The organism is Pedobacter sp. Bi27 (genome assembly GCF_918698255.1).
Classification (GTDB): domain Bacteria; phylum Bacteroidota; class Bacteroidia; order Sphingobacteriales; family Sphingobacteriaceae; genus Pedobacter.
The window spans coordinates 431,136-448,690 of record NZ_CAKKMW010000002.1 but is presented as its reverse complement, the minus strand read 5'-3'; the positions used below and the strand labels follow the sequence as shown (position 1 = coordinate 448,690).

General features: G+C 40.1%; 12 protein-coding genes and 4 tRNA genes. 8 read left to right on the top strand and 8 right to left on the bottom strand.

Features of this window, described 5'->3' with window-relative positions; all coding sequences use genetic code 11:
- Window positions 1-17: 17 nt before the first annotated feature.
- Genes LQ227_RS07290 through LQ227_RS07280 form a run of 3 tightly spaced genes read left to right on the top strand, consistent with a single transcriptional unit; the run spans window position 18 to window position 6,070 of the window.
- Window positions 18-3,491: a DUF1080 domain-containing protein gene (locus LQ227_RS07290; RefSeq protein WP_230148884.1), complete on the top strand. Its 3,474-nt coding sequence runs from the start codon at window positions 18-20 to the stop codon at window positions 3,489-3,491.
- A 30-nt stretch (window positions 3,492-3,521) separates the two neighbouring features.
- Window positions 3,522-4,976 carry a Gfo/Idh/MocA family protein gene (locus LQ227_RS07285; protein WP_230148883.1) on the top strand — a complete coding sequence of 485 codons (1,455 nt, stop codon included), beginning with the start codon at window positions 3,522-3,524 and terminating at the stop codon, window positions 4,974-4,976.
- A gap of 8 nt (window positions 4,977-4,984) precedes the next feature.
- On the top strand, window positions 4,985-6,070 hold the full coding sequence (locus tag LQ227_RS07280; RefSeq protein ID WP_230148882.1) for a Gfo/Idh/MocA family protein: 1,086 nt from the start codon (window positions 4,985-4,987) through the stop codon (window positions 6,068-6,070).
- A gap of 239 nt (window positions 6,071-6,309) precedes the next feature.
- On the opposite strand, the gene LQ227_RS07275 is transcribed toward LQ227_RS07280, so the two are convergent.
- Window positions 6,310-6,759: an SRPBCC domain-containing protein gene (locus LQ227_RS07275; protein ID WP_230142302.1), complete on the bottom strand. Its 450-nt coding sequence runs from the start codon at window positions 6,757-6,759 to the stop codon at window positions 6,310-6,312.
- Between the two features lie 147 nt (window positions 6,760-6,906).
- Between LQ227_RS07275 and LQ227_RS07270 the strand changes: the two genes are divergently transcribed.
- On the top strand, window positions 6,907-10,635 hold the full coding sequence (locus LQ227_RS07270) for a tetratricopeptide repeat protein (protein WP_230142301.1): 3,729 nt from the start codon (window positions 6,907-6,909) through the stop codon (window positions 10,633-10,635).
- 95 nt (window positions 10,636-10,730) lie between these two features.
- Here LQ227_RS07270 and LQ227_RS07265 read toward each other — a convergent pair whose 3' ends face one another.
- The 6 genes from LQ227_RS07265 to LQ227_RS07240 form a co-directional block, all read right to left on the bottom strand.
- Window positions 10,731-11,465 (bottom strand): SDR family oxidoreductase, encoded by a 735-nt coding sequence (locus LQ227_RS07265; RefSeq protein WP_230142299.1) that lies wholly within the window; start codon window positions 11,463-11,465, stop codon window positions 10,731-10,733.
- A gap of 67 nt (window positions 11,466-11,532) precedes the next feature.
- Entirely contained in the window at window positions 11,533-12,423 is an 891-nt protein-coding gene (locus LQ227_RS07260) for a helix-turn-helix transcriptional regulator (protein ID WP_230142297.1), read from the bottom strand.
- A gap of 134 nt (window positions 12,424-12,557) precedes the next feature.
- Window positions 12,558-12,629: transfer RNA gene (locus LQ227_RS07255), tRNA-Glu, on the bottom strand.
- 30 nt (window positions 12,630-12,659) lie between these two features.
- Window positions 12,660-12,735 (bottom strand) — tRNA-Met (locus LQ227_RS07250).
- Window positions 12,736-12,825: 90 nt separating this feature from the next.
- Window positions 12,826-12,897: transfer RNA gene (locus LQ227_RS07245), tRNA-Glu, on the bottom strand.
- Window positions 12,898-12,923: 26 nt separating this feature from the next.
- Window positions 12,924-12,999, bottom strand: a tRNA-Met gene (locus LQ227_RS07240).
- A gap of 113 nt (window positions 13,000-13,112) precedes the next feature.
- Between LQ227_RS07240 and era the strand changes: the two genes are divergently transcribed.
- The 4 genes from era (at window position 13,113) to LQ227_RS07220 (ending at window position 16,816) form a co-directional block, all read left to right on the top strand.
- Complete coding sequence (gene era, locus LQ227_RS07235) at window positions 13,113-14,009, top strand: GTPase Era (protein ID WP_193421259.1); 897 nt, start codon at window positions 13,113-13,115, stop codon at window positions 14,007-14,009.
- A gap of 16 nt (window positions 14,010-14,025) precedes the next feature.
- On the top strand, window positions 14,026-14,532 hold the full coding sequence (locus LQ227_RS07230) for a TlpA disulfide reductase family protein (RefSeq protein ID WP_230142295.1): 507 nt from the start codon (window positions 14,026-14,028) through the stop codon (window positions 14,530-14,532).
- Window positions 14,533-14,686: 154 nt separating this feature from the next.
- Window positions 14,687-15,988: a ribosome biogenesis GTPase Der gene (gene der / locus LQ227_RS07225; protein WP_230148881.1), complete on the top strand. Its 1,302-nt coding sequence runs from the start codon at window positions 14,687-14,689 to the stop codon at window positions 15,986-15,988.
- Window positions 15,989-16,306: 318 nt separating this feature from the next.
- Entirely contained in the window at window positions 16,307-16,816 is a 510-nt protein-coding gene (locus LQ227_RS07220; RefSeq protein WP_230142293.1) for an N-acetyltransferase, read from the top strand.
- A 211-nt stretch (window positions 16,817-17,027) separates the two neighbouring features.
- Here LQ227_RS07220 and LQ227_RS07215 read toward each other — a convergent pair whose 3' ends face one another.
- Window positions 17,028-17,534: a GNAT family N-acetyltransferase gene (locus LQ227_RS07215; RefSeq protein ID WP_230148880.1), complete on the bottom strand. Its 507-nt coding sequence runs from the start codon at window positions 17,532-17,534 to the stop codon at window positions 17,028-17,030.
- Window positions 17,535-17,555: the final 21 nt, after the last annotated feature.

Here is a 17,555-nt window from a genome sequence, read left to right as displayed (position 1 = left end):
TCAAAATACAAACCATCATGAACAAAAAAATATTATTGGTGCTGTTAGCCATTGTAATGCTTACAAACGCATTATTTACGGTAAGGGCCCTGGCTCAAGATAAAAAAGACGAGAGAACTACAACCACGCGTATTGCCGATTTATTGGCACAGCTGCCCGCTAGAAATGCTGCCCAGCTAGAACGCAATATGAAAGAAGTGGCCGATTTAGGTGAAGAGGGTTACGTAGCCTTAATTATTGGTTTAACGGCTTCTGAAAAAGGAAACAACGCCCTTATTGAGTATGCAGTAGGTGGTTTTACTGCTTATGCGACCAAAACCGGTCAACAGAATCTAAGGAGTATGGCCATCAATGCCTATTGCAAAGCGTTACCCAAACTAACCGATAAACAGAACAAAGCATTTATCATCAGTCAGTTCGATTTGGTAGGAAATGATGTTGCGGTAGCCTGTCTAACAGATTACCTTGCTGACGAACAATTGGCTGACGAAGCATCGAGAGCACTGGCCAAAATTGGTACTGCCTCTGCTACAAATGCATTGCTTAGTGGCTTGAGTAAAGCAAACGGCAAAGCAAAAATTGCCATTGTAGAAGCATTGGGCCATACTAATGCTAAAGCAGCAGCTACAGCTATTGCGCCATTGGCTACTGGAACAGACAAAGCATTAACCAAGGTAAGTTTGTATGCCCTTGCCAATATTGGCGATGCATCCGCAAAAGAAATTTTAGTAAAAGCTGCTGAACAAGCAGGTTATAAATACGACCAAACCAATGCGGTTGCAGCTTTATTGGTTTACGCCCAGAAAAACATAGCAACAGATAAAGCGGGAGTGGAAGCAATAGCGAAAACAATATTAGAAAAAGCAACGGCTGATGATCAGGTAAACGAACGTACTGCAGCCTTAAAATTACTTTCGGCAACACAAACCGATCAACAAGCTTTGTTGGCTGCCATGACCGATAAACAGTTCGAATTTCGAGCGGCTGCGGTTAAATTCGCTGCTGATGGCGTAAATGATACCAATAGTGCAGCCTGGGTAAGCCAGTTAAAAAAGGTTGATGCCCCAACTCAGGTTTCTATTTTAGATATGCTGGGCAATAGCAAAGCAAAATCTGCATTGCCAGCCGTACTCAAATTAATTAAAAGCGACGATGAGCAGGTAAAACTGGCTGCAATTAACACCGCTGTAAAACTTGGACAGGAAGAAGTTATAGACGATCTGTTGAAGTTAATGGGCAAAGGAGATACAGCAGATATTGCGGCTATTTCTAATGGAATTTTAAGAATAAAAGGCGAAAGTGTAGCCACTAAAGTTGGTGCTTATCTTCCGAAAGCTAAACCAGAGGTACAGGTTGCCTTGATTAATATTTTAGCCGACCGCGCTGCAACCAGCCAAACGGAGGTTATTTATACTGCATTAAACAGTAAAAAACCTGAAGTACGAAAAGCAGCATACCTTTCATTGCAACATGTAGCAGCAGCTGAAAATAAAGCACAATTATTTGATCTTTTAAATAAAAGCACCAATGCCGACGAACTTACTGCTGTACAAGATGCCATTATTGCTTCGGTAAAAGGATCAACAGATAAAGCGGCACAAACCAATGCCATTCTTCAGCAAATGAGCAATACACCTGCTGATAAGAAATTGTTGTTTTATAAGGTACTTGGCAGTTTAGGTGGTGAGCAATCGTTAAAATCGGTTTCAGAAGCCTATGCCACAGGCGATGACGCCACCAAGAAAGCTGCAATTGAAGCACTTTCTTCATGGTCGGATGCAGGCTCAACGGATGCATTGATCAGCATTGCGCGTACCACCACCAATCCAGACTTTTTGAACCAGGCGATTGTGGGTTACTTAACTTTAGTAAGAAATACAAAGTACCCGGCTGAGCAACGTTTATTATTATTGCGCAATGCGATGGCAGTGGCTAAAACACCAGCACAACAACAGCAGATTCTTAAAGATGTCGAACAGGCCAAATGTTTTAATGCGATTGTATTTGCTGGTCAGTATTTAGATAATGCTACTTTACAACAGGCTGCGGCAAACGCGGTGATGAATATTGCCATGGCCGGAACTTACAATGGCGACATTGTAAAAGGCTTGTTAAATAAAACCATTGCCGTAATTACCGGAGGCGATGCCGGTTATCAGAAAGAAGGTATGCGGAAGTATATTTCTGAGATGAAAGCTGGCGAAGGCTTTGTTCAGATTTTTAACGGCAAAGATTTATCCGGATGGAAAGGACTTGTGGCCGATCCGATCAAAAGATCAAAAATGGATGAAAAAACCTTAGCCGAAGCACAAACCAAAGCTGATGCCGAGGCAAAGGAAAGCTGGAAAGTGATCAACGGTGAACTACAGTTTCAAAGTCATGGCAATAACCTTGCAACCGTTAAAAAATATGGCGATTTTGAAATGTTGGTAGACTGGAAAATCATCGACGATAAAAAAGGAGAGGGCGATGCGGGTATTTATCTCCGCGGTACGCCACAGGTACAGATCTGGGATCTTGCCCGTACAAAAGTGGGTGCCCAGGTTGGTTCTGGTGGTTTGTACAACAATCAAACAAACGAAAGTAAACCGCTTAAAGTGGCCGATAACAAGTTGGATGAATGGAATACATTCAGAATCTTAATGAAAGGCGACCGTGTTACCGTTTATCTGAACGGACAATTGGTGACCGATAATGTGATTTTAGAGAATTATTGGGACAGAAGTTTGCCGATCTTTGCAGAAGAGCAGATCGAATTGCAGGCGCATGGATCGCCGGTGGCTTACCGCGATATCTATATCAAAGAAATTCCCCGCCCAAAACCTTTTGAGCTGAGTGCACAAGAGAAAAAAGAAGGTTATAAAGTATTGTTCGATGGAACCAATATGCACAGCTGGACAGGTAATACTACCGATTACGTTATCGAGGATGGAAACATCGCTATCCGTCCAAAACCAGGTAAAGGATCAGGCGGTAACTTATTCACCAAAGAAGAATTCAGCGATTTTGTTTACCGTTTCGAATTTCAGCTCACTCCAGGTGCAAACAACGGTTTAGGGATCAGGGCTCCTTTAGAAGGTGATGCTGCTTATGCCGGTATGGAACTGCAGATACTGGATAACGATGCACCGATTTATAAAGACCTGAAAGAATACCAGTATCATGGTTCGGTTTATGGCACTATCGCTGCAAAGAGAGGGTTTTTAAAGCCTACTGGAGAGTGGAACTATGAAGAAGTAATTGCCAAAGGATCGAAAATTAAAGTGATCTTAAACGGCACCGTAATTTTAGATGGCGATATCGAACCATTTAAGAAAAACGGCACTCCAGACCATAAAGAACACCCGGGTTTACTACGTGAAAGTGGACATATCGGTTTCTTAGGTCATGGTTCTCCTGTTCAGTTCCGCAACATCAGGATTAAAGATCTGAGCAAGAAAGCGTCAGCTCAAGAAGAAACTGATACAAAAGTTACAGGTAAAAAGAAATAAGTTAAATTTAGCATTATAACAGGTTAAATAATGATAGAAGATAAGGCAAATTCGAAAACAGAAAATTCGAGAAGAAACTTTATTAAAACAACAGCACTTGCTGCCGCTGGATTTATGATTGTACCCCGCCATGTGTTGGGTGGGCCAGGTTTTCTGGCGCCAAGCGATCGTTTGCAATTGGCTGGAATAGGTGCAGGTGGAAAAGGAGAGGGCGATATTGCCAGTATTGTTAGGGGAGGAAAAACAGATGTTGCTTTTTTATGCGATGTAGATGATAGAAGAGCTGCAAATTCTCTAAAAAACTTCCCAAAGGCAAAATATTACAAAGATTATCGTGAGTTATTGGATAAAGAAGGCAAAAATATTGATGCCGTAACGGTATCAACACCCGATCATACCCACGCGCAAATTGCCATGGCAGCCATGCAATTGGGTAAACATGTGTATGTGCAAAAGCCTTTAACGCACGATATTTACGAAGCCAGGATGTTAACCGAAGCCGCAAACCGCTATAAAGTGGTTACGCAAATGGGTAATCAGGGTGCTTCGGGCGATGGTGTAAGAAGACTTCAGGAATGGTACGATGCAGGCAGGATAGGTAAAGTTCATACGGTTTACTGCTGGACTAACCGGCCAGTATGGCCTCAGGGAATTTCGTGGCCAAGTGGAAAAGCCGAAATACCGAAAGAACTGGATTGGGATTTGTGGTTGGGCAGTGCTCCATATAAAGAATATGTAAATAAACTGGTTCCCTTTAATTGGAGGGGATGGTGGGATTACGGCACCGGTGCCATTGGCGATATGGGCTGTCACTTGGTAGGGCCTCCTTTTAGGGTGTTAGGCCTGGATACCCCAATCAGCGTAGAATGCAGCGTAGGCAGTGTATATGTTGATGAATTTAAACGTGCCTATTTGCCAGAAAGCTGCCCGCCATCAAGCCACGTCATTTTAACCTTTGCCAAAACGCCAAAAACCAAACATGAGGTTCAGGTGCATTGGATGGATGGAGGCATTAAGCCGGAACGTCCGGAAGAATTAGGGCCTAATGAAAGTTTCGGCGATAATGGTGTGCTTTTTATCGGTACAAAAGGTAAAATGATCTGTGAAACCTATGGCAAAAATCCAAAATTGTTACCACTCTCGCGCAACGAATCAGATAGAACGAAAATCACTATTCCGCGTATCGCTAATCAGGAAGAAGGCCATTATACTCAGTTTGCCGAAGCCGCCATTGCCGGTTATGGAAAAATGGAACTGAGTTCGCCATTTGAAATCGCCGGGCCACTTACCGAAACCTTATTGATTGCCAATCTCGCCATTAGGGGCACAGATGTACAGCGCAGAGATGCAGCAAGTAAAATCAGTTACCCGGGCAGAGATATCAAAATGCTTTGGGACAAAATAAATATGAAGGTGACCAATTTTGACGAGGTAAATCAATTTGTGAAACGCGAATACCGTAAGGGTTGGACGTTGGGCGTTTAAGATTTAGTATGTCGATAGAAAATAAGAATTTAAAGGTATTAGTAGTAGGCTGTGGCAATATGGGTGCTTCCCATGCCACAGCTTACCACACCCTACCCGGTTTTGAAATTTGCGGATTGGTTTCTACCGGTAAAAGCAAAGAAAAGCTTAATGAAAAATTAGGCGGACAATATGATTTGTATACTGATTTTTACGAGGCACTTGAAATAACCAAACCAGATGCCGTTTGTATTTCTACTTATCCCGATACACACGAAGCTTATGCCATAAAATCTTTCGAAAATGGTTGCCACGTGTTTATCGAAAAACCATTGGCCGATAGCGTAGAAGGCGCTATAAAGGTGGCAGACGCCGCTAAAAAAGCGAATAAAAAATTATTGGTGGGGTATATCCTCCGCTATCATCCCTCCTGGGAGAAATTTACTTCGCTGGCTCAGGAAATGGGAAAACCTTTGGTGATGCGCATGAACCTGAACCAACAGAGCCATGGACCTAAATGGACGGTGCACTGTAACCTGATGAAAAGTTTAAGCCCCATTGTCGATTGTGCCGTACATTACATCGATATTATGTGCCAAATGACCCGATCGAAGCCTGTACAGGTGAGTGCCATTGGTGCCAGGCTTACTGACGATATCCCAGAGTGGAACTACAATTACGGGCAGCTGCAGATCCGTTTCGAGGATGGTTCTATTGGTTGGTATGAAGCTGGCTGGGGACCGATGGTGAGCGATAATGCTTTTTTTATTAAAGATGTTTTTGGACCAAAAGGATCAGTATCTATCACGGCTAAAAAAGCAGGTGCAGCCGGAAACTCTGATAACATTGATGCGCATACCAAAACCGAATCGATTAAAATACATCATGCCGATTTAGATGTTAATGATGAGTTCAGCAAAGCTGATGAATGGGTGGATCTAACCGATGAGCCGGATCATCAGGAACTGTGCAACCGCGAGCAGCGTTATTTCCTAAAAGCTATTGCAGAAGATATAGATTTAACCGACGCCACTGAAGATGCTGTAAACAGCTTAAGGATTGCTTTTGCCTGCGATGAATCGGTAAAAACAGGTGAAATGATCCGGTTAGATTAAAATTATTTCTTGTCATTTCGGTTGCTGCGGTCGTAGTATCAGATGTTACCATCTGACACCACGAAAGGATAAGTCGTCGGCACGAAGCAACCTTAAAGCGGACGCTAGTAGCGATAATCATAAAATTGCTTCCTGGGCAAAAAATACCTTCCAGCAATGACGATTTCTTGTATGCTCACAAACTACTAAAATTCCTTATATTGATTTTATAAAATCAATTATCACTCGAAATGAGAGAATTATTGCGTATGTACCTTCAAAAGGTAGTCTCCAAGTCTTTCCATATTTTCCTTTTGCCCTTCCTCGGCCTTATGCACTTTAACTATCGTTTCGCGCATCTCAGGAGTGTCGAATAACATCGTCCAGTTTATTTGGGTTTCTTCATCATGGGCCTCAAAAAGAACTGTAGTGAAAAAATGTGGGTTGAAGTGTTCGAATACAATTTTTTCAAGTGGAATAATCTCTTTAAAAATGCTGCGGTTGGCATAGTCTTTACCATCAGGTCCATGTAAGGTGAGCTTCCATTCACCACCTGCCTGCAAATCCATTTTATGGATGGTGGCACTAAAGCCTTTTGGTCCCCACCAGTTTTTTAGGTGCTCGGGTTTGGTCCAAACGTCCCAAAGCAATTGCATATTTGCTTTAAAAAGGCCCTTAACCTGCATTGATCTGTTCTCCGTTTTATCCATCACAGTTTATTCAATTTTTTAGTTTGATCATCTAAGTTAAAAAATATTACCTGCACATTAAATGCAGTAAATGGGTGAGGTTTTTCCTGCTTATTTTTTAATCTAAATTGCTTTGATTCAGATTTGTTTTTTTTCTATAATTACAAAATGAAATTTAAACTATTAATTCTCTCAATTCTTGTTTCTTCGTCTATTCAGGCACAAACAAATTTGAACCCAGGCTGGGAATATTTTTTTAAAAACAACCGGACAGCGGCACGCGATTTTTTTACCAAGGCAGCACTTAAACCTGCATTTTCAGATGAAGCAAATGTTGCATTATCTATGATGACTGAAATGGACCGGCCAGCCAAAGAAGGTTTTAGCTACTTAAATAAATTATCTAATACGGCTAAAAACCCACAACCATATCTTGTTGCGCTATGGAGCGATTTGCCCAATAACGCTTCGAAGATAAAAACGACCGACCAGTTGGAGTTTTATAAAAAACTGGCAACAAGAAAAGATGTAGACGGCACCATTAATGCATTGGCCTACGCATCGTTAGGTTCGCATTTCGAAGAGAAAAAACAATATGCCGAAGCTGATCAGTATTTTAATAAGATTGGCGAAATCGAAAATTGGTTAATCACAGGCGAGTATGAAAACATTTCGACCAGTGGTTTCGATAAACAGTACGATGATATTTTAGCCCATCCTGAACTTAATTATGTTTTTACGGGTAAAAAGAACAGAAAATTTAGCTGGAGAACGGTACCTTATGTACGGCATGATAAATGGTTCGATTTTACGTATTATAACACTTATGAAAATGCACTACAGTTTGCCCAAACATTTGTTAATGCGCCTGCAAGTACAACAGGGCAATTAAGAATCGGCGTATCCGGCTCGGTAAAGGTTTGGGTAAATGATCAGCTTTTAATCAGCGAATCAGAAGAAAGAAACAACGATCTTGACGCATACATTGTGCCGATTAAGTTAAATCAGGGCTACAACCGCGTTTTGGTGCAGATAGGCGAGAGCTATGCGGGCAGATCGAATTTTATGCTGCGGTTAACTGATGCCAACGGAGCACCATTAAATAACCTTTCTACTACCAGTACACCACAGGCGTATTCAAAAGAAACAAATCCTGTTCCAGCTCAGCTAAAACCAGTTGGATTTAAATATTTCGAAGATGCCCTTAAAGCAAAACCGCAGAGCTATTTAAATCAGTTAATGATGGCTAAGCTTTATTTGCGTTTAGGAAATGTGTTCGATGCAAGGTTGATCCTGGAGAAACTTAAAAAACATTTTCCTGAAAGTACCTATCTCAACCTAATGATGATAGAACTGTTTGTTAAAGCCGATAATAGAACTGGAATTGAAACCCTCAGAGAAGAAATTAAAACACACGACCCGGAGTGCTCGCTAGCCCTGGAGCTTGTATATACGGAGCATTTTCAACAGAATGATTACGTGCGAGCAAAAGAAGTTCTTGCTAAACTGGAAAAAATTTATGGCGAGAATGAAACGGTGTTGATGAAAAAACTAAACATACTCGGCCAGGAGAAAAAACAACCTGAAATTATAGACCTGGTGGAAAAAATTTATCCACAATATTTAAATTCAGCAGATATTGTCAATTTAAAATACCTTATCGAAGTGCAGATTAGGAAAAACCCTAAGGCGATTGATATTTTGCAAAAATACATTGATGAGAATAACGATTACAAGGCTGCTAAATATGTAGCAAAGCTGCATTTGGATAAAGGAGAAACCGATGCAGGCATTGATATTTACAAAAAAGAACTAGCAAACGATCCGATCGGATTTTCCATATACACCGACCTCGCAGGTATTTACTATCAGTTGCAACAATACGATGAGGCAGAAAAATTATATTTAAAAGTACTCGAGATCGATCCTAACAACGCATTTGTTTATTCTCAGTTAGGTACGCTGTATAATGCAAATAAACAGAAAGAGAAAAGTATTAAGGCATACGAAAAGAGTTTACAGATCGATCCGAATAATTACACTGTTATCCAGTTGTTAAGAACACTTCAGGACAAAAAAGCGGTATTTGATTACTTCGACAAACCCGATGTTAAAATGATGGTTAGCAAGGCGCCGTCTAAAACAGAATATCCCGATGGGCAGGTTGTAGTTTTAAATAATGAAGTGCAGAAAGTTGTTTATGAAAACGGTGGATCAGAAGAGAAACACTTTTTTACTGCAAAAATACTAACCCAAAAAGGGCTTGAAAGCTTTAAAGAATATGCTATTCCTTATAATAATGACCAGAATTATGCCGTCGAAATAGCCGAGGTAATAAAGGCCAGTGGAACAAAAGTTCCTGCCGAAACCAATAATAATGAGTTGGTATTTACCAACCTCGAAATTGGCGATGTGATTAATATCCGTTATAAAATCGAGAATTTTCATGTTGGGGCAATGTCTACCCACTTCTGGGACGCTTTCTATTTTAGCGATGGTTTGGATAACCTTAATATTAAATATTCATTGTTAATCCACCGCGATAAAGCTTTTAAATATGTTTTCTCACAGCAGGACATTGCTCCTGTTAAAACGGCAAAAGACGAGTTTGACCTGTATGTATGGGAGAAGAATAAACAGGAAGCATTAAGGTATGAGGATAAAATGCCCCCAATGGATGATGTAACCAACATGCTGTATTTATCATCTATTCCCGACTGGAAATTTATTGCAGATTGGTACGACAATATTGCATCGGCTAAAGCCCGCAGCAGTTATGAAATAAAAACAGTAGTAAATGATTTGTTTGCTGGTAAAAGTAATTTAGATGATTTAACCAAAATCAAGATGATTTATAATTACATTATTACCAACATCGCTTACAGCTCAGTATCGTTTAGGCAGAGTGGTATTATTCCCCAAAATCCATCAACAGTTATTAATACAAGAATTGGGGATTGTAAAGATGTATCTACGCTTTTCGTGAGTATGTGTAAAGAAGCTGGAATTACCGCAACACTGGCTTTAGCAAATACCAGAGATCGTGGACAGAATACGTTATTGTTACCTAGTATCGAATTTAATCACTGTATTGCCAAATCTACAATAGGAGGGAAAGATTACTGGGTAGAGCTTACTTCCGGAACATTGCCTTTTAATACTTTCAGCAATACTTTCCTGGGATCTAATATTCTCGAAATTAATAAAGCAAGCACAGCGTTAACCAAGTTTAATCCTGGAATAAGAGGAAGGAACATGATGGCCTACAAAACCGAGGTTAAGCTGGAAAATGCCGATATGACGGTTAAGGAAACCAATTGGAATACGGGATCAATGTCTAGCTATATCAGAAGTGTTTTTAACGATTTGAGCAGTGCAGATCAGATCAAGAAAATGAAGGAAGATCTGACAGGTGTCTATCCCGAAAACGAAATTTATAGCCTTAGTTTTTCTAACCTCAATGCCGCAAAATCAACTTCAGATACTGTGGGGACAGCTTGTTCCTATAAATTGCTGAATGTAAGCAAAAGTGTAGCAGGCATGTCGATATTCTCTATTCCATGGTCAAACAAATCGTATGCAACAGCCTTGCAGGTAGTTTCACCGCGTAAATTTGGTATCGATCTTACCCAGTTATTTGGGGTTGACGAGTCTAATCAGGAATTATCACTAGAACTTCCAACCGGAAAAGCCATGGTTCAGCCTTTTAAAGCCGTTCAATTGAGTAATGATTTTGTTGATTTTAAACTAGAAAGCGTACAACAAGGAAATAAACTCGTTTTAAAGCGGAGTTTTGCATTAAAGAAAGATTATGTTCCCTTAGATAAAATCGATCAGTTTAAGGCGTTTTATAAAGAAATGGCCGAAGCAGATGATCAGCAACTGGCTATGAAATAAGAACACTTAAAAGCCCTGTTTAACAAAGCAGGGCTTTTAAGTGATATAAAGCGTTACCAAAGAAACTCAGTCGCATCTCAATAGCTAATTCTCGCTTACCATGGACTTATTCCTGTATCAGGCACATTGTCATCACTAAAAAATTGTCCTGTTGGCCCATCTGGTGCTAATGTAGCTGCCTTTACCACTCTTGCTGCTGCATCTGGTATTGTTCCCGGGCCTGAGTGGTGATTAAAATCTGTAGCAGTATAGCCTGGATCAACCGCATTTACCTTAAAAGGGGTATTCAACAGGTTATTAGCCAATAGAATGGTATAAGCATTAAGTGCTGCCTTTGAAGAAACGTAACCGGCCGGCTTTACGCCATAGTATTTCCAGCTTGGATCACTGTGTAACGTAAGCGAACCCAAACCTGATGTAACGTTCACAATTCTTGGTGCTGGCGATTGCTTTAATAAATCTATAAAGGTTTGCGTAACTGTGATTACACCAAAAAAGTTGGTTTCAAATACCTGCCTGAATACATTAATATCTGTTTCCAAAGCCGCGTGCATAGCACCACTAATACCTGCATTATTGATCAATACATCGAGCACATTAATTTTCTTACTGAGTAATGTTCCGGCAGCTTGTATCGATTCGATGTTATCCACGTCAATTTCTATGGGCGCTAAGTTATTTAACCCTTCTAATTTTAACTGGCTTACGGCCTCTTCGCCTTTTTTAATATCTCGGGAGCCTACATATACATAATACCCGTGTTGTAATAATTGTCTTGCTGTTTCAAAGCCTATGCTTTTATTTGCTCCTGTAATCAGTGCTGTTTTCATAATTTACAATGTTTATGGTACAAATGTAGGCGTATTGGTTAGCCTGAGCAGAACACATCCAACGGTATTAATGGTACATTTCGCGGATGCTGATCCGGTAGTCGGCAGGTGTTATACCCGTTTCGCGTTTAAAGAAGCGGTTAAAATAGGAAGTATCCGAGAAACCCAAATCAAAGGCAATTTCTTTTAAAGGGTTTTGAGTATGAAACAACAACCGCTGTGCCTCCAATACCAATCGTTCGTGTATATGTTTAATGGCAGGTTTACCACTTTGTATTTTCACCACCTCGCTTAAATGTCCGGCAGAAATGTTCAATATAGAGGCATAATCGCTTACTTCGCGCAGCTCTCGATAACATTCATTTATTTTTGTCTGAAAACTTTTCAGTAAAAGTTTATCCGCGGAATGATCAGCTCCTTTAAACTGCTCGGTATACAGCCGACTTAAATAGGTAAGCAGCACGGTAAGGTAGGCGGTAAGCATACGCTGTTGCCATTCGCCGGACTTTTGATATTCGGCATTGATTTTGGCAAGGATATCCTCAACAAAGTTAAGATCAGCTTGGGTTAAGGCTAATTCATGTCCATTGTGCAGGTTTTCGATGATGGGGAGTTTACTCAATGAAGCATTTTCCTGAAGGGAGAGAAACTCTTTTGAAAAAGCAATGCCGGTGCTCCATAACTGCTTAAAACCTTCTTTTACAATGATGTTGCTTGGGCCAGAAAAGTAAATGGTGTTATCTTTAAGGACGTAAGGCGTCATATCGATCCATTGTCGACTATCTGCATGTCTAATCAAAACAACAAGAAAATGATCTTTTCGATGGGGGATAAGCAACTCCGACTGGTTTGGCAAAGTACCTTCAAAATTGTAAACCCTAAAGTTTTTATTTCCTGCTATCTCATCAGGTTCTATACTGTAGATTGGTAGTTGTTGAAGGGAATTAAGTATCTGCATCGCTTAAAACAAATTGAAAGAAATGAATTGTCCTGATTGTGCTCGAATTGCGTTCAATATGCAATTATAGGCATAAGCTTGCATATTGAAGATATAAAAAAAGCATCAACCTTAATCAGATTGATGCTTTTTCGTAGCCCGTAGGGGAATCGAACCCCTGTTTCCAGAATGAAAATCTGGCGTCCTCACCCCTAGACGAACGGGCCATTAAATATTAGAGTGTCTTTCAACTCTTTTGGTAGCGGGGACACGACTCGAACGTGCGACCTTCGGGTTATGAGCCCGACGAGCTACCAACTGCTCCACCCCGCACTCTCATGTATTTTTAATGGAAATACCAACCTTCAATTTTGCAGTGTTGAAACTGATAAAAAAAACCGCTCAGCTTTTGTAGCGGTTTCGTAGCCCGTAGGGGAATCGAACCCCTGTTTCCAGAATGAAAATCTGGCGTCCTCACCCCTAGACGAACGGGCCATTAATTTGAGTGTCTTTCAACTCTTTGGTAGCGGGGACACGACTCGAACGTGCGACCTTCGGGTTATGAGCCCGACGAGCTACCAACTGCTCCACCCCGCACTCTATACAACCCGTTTTTTCTTTGAATTAAATCCTTAACTCTGTTTCCGAATTGGAATGCAAAGATATAATTCGTTTCTTTGTGCTGCAAATTTTTTTTAAAAAATATTTTAATGGCGCATAAAGCAGGTTTTGTTAGTATAATAGGTAAACCAAATGTAGGTAAATCTACCCTCATGAATGTGCTTGTAGGCGAGCGACTTAGCATTATAACTCCTAAGGCACAAACCACAAGACACCGCATTTTAGGTATCGTAAATGAAGAAGAATATCAGATCGTTTTCTCTGATACTCCGGGTATAATTAAGCCAAAATACAGTTTACAAGAGAGTATGATGAGCTTTGTTAACGGATCTTTGACCGATGCCGACGTACTTTTATTCGTAACCGACATCAACGAAGCGCACGATGAGGAAGACGTTCTGGAGAAAATTCTGAACCGTAATATCCCTACAATTGTACTCATCAATAAAATAGATAAAGCATTACAAGAACAGGTTGATGAGAAGATTGCCTACTGGCAGGAGAAGCTAAATCCGGTTGCTATTTATGCAATTTCGGCTTTACATAAACACAATGTCGACGGATTATTGGATCGCGTGCTCGAGATGTTGCCAGAACATCCGCCATATTACGACAAAGAAGATTTAACCGATCGCTCAGAACGTTTCTTTGTTTCGGAGATTATCCGCGAAAAAATCTTCCTTAATTATCAGAAAGAAATTCCTTACAGTACAGAGGTAATTGTGAAGAGTTTTAAAGAAGAGGAAATGAAAAACGGTAAAGGTGCATTGATCAGGATTACTGCAGAAATTGTGGTCGAACGCGATTCGCAAAAGAATATTTTAATCGGTACAGGTGGAAGCATGTTGAAGAAGGTAGGTACCGAAGCACGTTTAGAGATTGAGAAATTTTTAGACAACAAGGTTTTCCTGGAGATGTTTGTGAAGGTAATTCCCGATTGGAGAAGTAAAAAGAATTATTTAAAAAGCTTCGGTTACGATAATTAATTTCGATTTTTAGGATATGAAGATAAATTTAACGTTTCTCTTATTGCTGATCAGTACAGCAGTTTTTGCTCAGGAATCAAACAATGGTAAAAAATTGTGGGCAAAATCTATCCTGAACGAAAGAGCGCCAGACTTAGTTGTTGAAAAATGGATTTCAAAACAGCCCGATACCAAAGGGAAGTTTGTGCTGATCGATTTTTGGGCAACCTGGTGCGGACCCTGCAGGGCATATATCCCTACGTTAAACGATATTCAAAAGAAATATGCCGATAAAATTGTAATTATTGGTGTTTCTGATGAAGCAGCTGAAAAAGTAGAAGCTTTTAATAATCCTAAAATCAACTATTTTGAAGCCATAGACACTAAGGGAACGGTAAAAGACTCGCTTCAGGTTAAAGGCATCCCGCATGCTATTCTTATCGATCCGAAAGGAATTGTTAGGTGGGAGGGCTTTCCCTTATTGCAAGGGAATCAATTAACAGAAGAGGTAATAAAAGGACTTTTAGAAAAGTATAAAAATTAATATTAATGGAGGTTACGAAAATTAACCTTACCTTTGCAGCCCGAAATAAATCGGTTAGTAGTTGATAGTCAATGGCTGATAGCCAAATAGTTTGAGCAGCTTGCCTAAACACCACGACCATTAACTATAAGCCATTAACTATCAAAAGAACACCATGAGTAATATTATAGCCATCGTAGGCAGGCCAAACGTAGGCAAGAGCACCCTTTTTAATAGATTAACCGAAAGCCGTAAGGCGATTGTAGATGACATCAGCGGGGTAACCCGCGATAGACACTATGGAGTGGGTGAGTGGACAGACAGACAATTTACAGTAATTGATACTGGAGGTTATGTAGCCAACTCAGAAGACGTTTACGAAGCCGCCATTCGCGAACAGGTAATGATCGCCATCGAAGAAGCCAGTGTATTAATCTTTATGGTTGATGTAACTACAGGCATCACCGATTTAGATGACGACATTGCCCACGTACTGCGCAGAAGTAATAAGCCAGTTTATGTTTGTGCAAATAAAGTAGACAATACCGCTTTATATAACGAGATCCATACTTTTTACGGTTTCGGATTAGGCGAAGTATATGCATTATCATCAATGACGGGTTCTGGAACAGGAGAGTTGTTGGATGAGATCGTTAAAAACTTCGAAGATATTCCGGAAGAAGAAAATCAATTGCCTAAGATTACCATTGCTGGTCGTCCGAATGTAGGCAAATCTTCTCTGGTTAATGCACTGATTGGTAAAGAACGTAATATCGTTACTGCAAATGCAGGTACAACCCGCGATTCGATCAAAATTCATTATAACCAGTTCGGTCATGAGTTTATGCTGATCGATACTGCCGGATTACGTAAAAAAACAAAAGTTAAAGAAAACTTAGAGTTTTATTCGGTAATGCGTACCATTAAAGCTTTAGAAGAAGCTGATGTTGTGGTATTAATGATCGATGCCGTAGAAGGAATCGAAAGTCAGGATATCAATATCTTCCACCTAGCCGAGAAGAACAAAAAAGGGATCGTAATTTTGGTTAACAAATGGGATTTGATCGAAAAAAATACACAAACGATGAAAGCTTTCGAAGAGCAGATTCATGAGCGTATCCGACCGTTTACCGATGTGCCGATCATTTTCACATCCGTATTAAACAAGCAACGTATCTTCAAAGCAATTGAAGCGGCTTTAGAAGTTTATAAAAACCGTAGCAAGAAAATCCCTACATCTAAATTGAATGATGTGATGTTGCCGCTCATCGAGAAATTCCCACCGCCGGCTTTAAAAGGAAAACACATTAAAATCAAATACATCACGCAAATTAATGCTACTTCGCCAATGTTTGCCTTTTTCTGCAACTTGCCGCAGTACATTAAAGATCCATATAAACGTTTCATCGAGAATAAATTGAGAGAAAACTTCGATTTTTCTGGTGCACCGATCCAGATTTATTTCAGACAGAAATAGGTTTGAGGTTGAAGGTTTAAAGGTGGAAGGCGTAGGGTCGGGATACCTAACAATATAATTAGAAACAGGGCTGCATTCATAGCGAAAGCAGCCCTGTTTTGTTTTTGCTATTCATGTCATTCTGAACGCAGTGAAGAATCTGTAGAATGAATTTACTAACGTTGGAAGGCAGTGTTTCATAGGTTCGGGATTCTTTACTGCGTTCAGAATGACAACAGATACTTTTTTGTTCGTCGAGATTACAATAGGTGGTCTATTTTCCTAAATCTGTGCTCATCCTCCTTATCTGTGGTAAAAAAATACCCTTACCTTTGCTTTATGCAATTACAAGTACAAAATAGCCTGGCAGCCGACATCGATGTCATTTTCGAATTTTACGATATGGCTATAGCCCACCAGAAGAAAGTATTTAATAAACATTGGCAAGGCTTTAGCAGAGAAATGGTGCAAGCCGAAATTGATGAAAACCGCCAATATAAAATTCTTGTAGATGGCGTGTTGGCCTGTGTATTTGCCGTTACGTTTAACGATGAGTTAATTTGGGGAGAGCGGGATCATGATGCGATTTATATCCACAGGATTGTAACCCATCCCGAATTTAGAGGTTATTCTTTTGTGAAGGAAATTATCAAATGGGCTAAAGATTACGCTGCAAAGAAGGGTATTAAATTTATCAGAATGGACACCTGGGCGGATAATGAAAAACTACTCGAATATTATACAGGCTGTGGCTTTGATTATGTTGGGGTAGTAAGCATGGAAAAAACCGACGGGCTACCGAAACACTATGAAGGAATCAGTTTAAGCTTGTTTGAGATCGTGCTGTAGCGTATTGCAAAGGTTCATCAGGGTCGCTTGTAACGAAATTTATGCTGTGATAAAATCATCAATATCTTAGCGAGACGCTAAGATTAGAGGAGTATCGTCCTCGTTTGCAACGAGGATGAATGAAATACACATTTGTAATGTGTCAAATCACTTAAGCCGATGCAATCGGGATACTCGACGTCCTCGTTGCAAACGAGGACGATGAATTAAATCATTTTAATTCAATTTTCCAGCTTAACATATCATCAACTTCTCCAATATGAATAAAGTTGTTTTTTTCTAAAATGGAATACGAGGCCACATTATCTTTTGTAGTGGCGGCAAAGACAGATTTCACTTTTGGCTGCTCCTTAGCCCATTCTATTAATCTGCCCACGGCTTCCGTCATAAAACCCTTACCTCTAAATTCCTTATATGTGCCATAACCGATCTCAATTTCGCCATTTGGATCAGGCTCACCAACAAAACAGATATCGCCTACCATTCTATGATCGGGTTTTGATATGATTGTCCATAGGGTATGGTACAGGTAATCTTTATCCTTATCGAAAACATTAGGTAAAATCGTCTCTTCCAAAGCCTCGTGAAGCGAAGGAGAAATGTTTTTTTTGGTTGGCAAAAGGCCAAATTCTTCTTCAAGTGAATGATCATCTTTAATGTATTTTAAAAGCTGATCGTGTGTTAATGGTCTTAAAATGAGGCGTTTTGTTTCTATCATGCTTGAGGTTGTTACATGGAC